This window comes from Micrococcus sp. HMSC31B01, assembly GCF_001816085.1.
In the GTDB taxonomy this organism is placed as follows: domain Bacteria; phylum Actinomycetota; class Actinomycetes; order Actinomycetales; family Micrococcaceae; genus Micrococcus; species Micrococcus luteus.
On the sequence record NZ_KV824925.1, the window covers coordinates 1 to 2,257 of the forward strand.

The 2,257-nt window shown below is 77.6% G+C and carries 3 protein-coding genes; 1 reads left to right on the forward strand and 2 read right to left on the reverse strand.

Annotation, left to right across the window (positions count from 1 at the left end; all coding sequences use genetic code 11):
* Together HMPREF3105_RS01675 and HMPREF3105_RS01680 are read right to left on the reverse strand one after the other, a co-directional pair.
* A partial coding sequence (locus tag HMPREF3105_RS01675) for a glycosyltransferase (RefSeq protein ID WP_246830310.1) occupies window positions 1-443 on the reverse strand: 443 nt, incomplete at its 3' end.
* Window positions 440-1,552 carry a glycosyltransferase family protein gene (locus HMPREF3105_RS01680; protein ID WP_070708625.1) on the reverse strand — a complete coding sequence of 371 codons (1,113 nt, stop codon included), beginning with the start codon at window positions 1,550-1,552 and terminating at the stop codon, window positions 440-442. The genes HMPREF3105_RS01680 and HMPREF3105_RS01675, both read right to left, overlap by 4 nt.
* A gap of 164 nt (window positions 1,553-1,716) precedes the next feature.
* Here HMPREF3105_RS01680 and HMPREF3105_RS01685 point away from each other — a divergent pair.
* Window positions 1,717-2,257, forward strand: a 541-nt coding sequence (locus tag HMPREF3105_RS01685) for a glycosyltransferase family 4 protein (RefSeq protein WP_141762389.1), incomplete at its 3' end; no start/stop codon positions are given.

Below are 2,257 nucleotides of genomic sequence, written 5' to 3' on the forward strand. Positions count from 1 at the left end.
AGGCGGGCGTCCGCGGGCACCTCGTGCCCGGGCCGCCATCCGTGCGCCCAGGCCCGTTCCAGCCAGGCCTCGGCCAGGTGCCGCCGCCGGCCCACCACCGCGGCGTCCCGGGGCGCCTGCGCCACCGCGGTCAGCGCCGCGGTGAGGTACCCGGGTTCGGGGAGCATGTCCCCGTCGAGGAAGGCGAGCACGTCGCCGTCGGCCGCCTCCGCCCCGAGCGCCCGGGCCGCCGAGGCGCGGAACCCGCGGTCCTGTTGGCGCACGGTCACCACGTCGAACGGCAGGCCCGGGTCCAGCCGGGGCGGGACGGGCGAGCCGTCGTCGGCCACCACGAGCTGCAGCCCGCCGGCCACGCCCTCCTGGGCCGCGAGCGCGGCTGTGAGCCGGTCGAGGTCCGCCTGGGCCCGGTAGTAGGGCACCACCACGGAGACGGCGGGGCTCACGCCCACCCGTGCACGCGGCGGAGTACGTCGAAGAGCATCCGCGCGCAGTCCTCGGCGCCGGGCGCGAGGTCCACGCCGGGGTCCAGCCACGTGCGTTCGGGGGCCTCGACCGCCTCGGCGATCGCCTCGGCCATCGCGTAGGCCGGCGACCCGTTCGGGTGCACGAGCCGCAGGGTGCCCGGGCGCAGCCTCTCCATCTCCTCGGTGTACCGGCCCGCCGAGGCGATCGCCCGCCGTCCCACCGAGGTCCACGCCGCCAGGGACCCGGACGCGGACACGTTGCGGTGCGCCGCGAACGGGATGCCCGCCGAGAGCAGGGCCGCGTCCGCGAACTCGTCCGCCACGAACCCGGTGACGCGGAACTCCAGGCCGCGCGCCTCGGCGTCGCGGGTCAGCTCCGCCACGAGGTCGTCGTGCCCGATGCTGACGGGTCCGAGCGCCGTCAGCCGGCGCGGCGCCCCGGAGTCCGGGCCCCACTGGCGGTGCAGCTCGGTGAGGGCCTCCAGGGCGAGGGCGTGCCCCTTGCCCGGGTAGACGAAGCCGAAGAGCACGAGGTCCCGGTCGAGGCCGGCCATGCTCTCCGGCACCACCGGCTCGGCGCGGGCGGCCGCGGCCCGGCGGTCCTCCACGGGCAGCGGGACCACGTCCGCGGCCACGTCCACCAGGTCCGCCAGCAGCGCCCGCTCGTGCTGCGAGGAGACCACGACGCCGTCCACCGCCTGGGCGAGCCGCGCGTATGCCTCGCCGCGGCGGCGGTAGCGGCCGTCGCCCTCGGCGGGCTGCGGGATGTCGTGCAGGGTGAGCGTGGTGCCCTCGGGCAGGACGTCGACGAGCAGGTCCGCGGCGGCGGTCGCGGTGGGGCCGAACAGCGCGTCCGTGACGTCCAGGTGCACGGCGGCGCCCAGCGCGCGCGCCTCCTCCAGCAGGGGCACGAGGCCCCGGAACGCCGCGACGTCCTCCGCCGTGAGCAGCTCCACCTCGGCGCCCACCCGACGGAGGGCGGCGGCGGTCTGCCGGCCATGGCGCACCACGCCGTGCTCCGGCGCGCCCACGGTCACGTACAGCACACGTCCCTGCGGCTGCGAGTCCACGTCCACGATCCCCTTCACCTGCGGCGGCGCTCCTCGACGCGGCGGCGCGCCGGAACGGACAGGATGCCGCTGCTCCGATTCTCCGATCCTGCCCTGACAGACTAGATTCCGCGACCCCCGGCCCGGGACGGGGACACGCCGCCCGCGCGGCATCGCATCCCCCAGGTCAGGAGGCCCCCCCCGTGAGCATCACCGTCCAGCACGTGCCCGCGCAGCACCCGTACACCCGCGCGATCCGCCCCCTCGACCCGGGCGCCGCGCCGGACGTGGAGTTCCTGCCGGACCCGCCGGTGCCGGGCGCGCCCGCGCACCAGTGGTGGCCGCCCCGGGCCCTGCACGCGGAGTGGCTGGCCGAGCACCGCCCGGACGTGCTGCACGTGCACTTCGGCTTCGAGCACTTCAGCCCCGCCCAGCTGGCCGCCGCCCTGGACGCGCAGCACGCGCACGGGGGCGCCGTCGTCGTGACCGTGCACGACCTCGAGAACCCGCACCTGACGGACCAGGGCCCCCACCGAGACCGCCTGGCCGTGCTGCTGGGCCGCGCGGACGCCGTGCTCACGCTCACCCCCGGCGCCGCGGCGACCCTCGCCCGCGACTACGGCGTGCGCGCCCTCGTGGTCCCCCACCCGCACATCGTCCCGCTCGAGGACCTCGTGGCGCAGGGCGACGACGACGCCCCCGGTGCGGCGCCCGGCGCGCTGCCCTTCGACGCGTCCGACGACG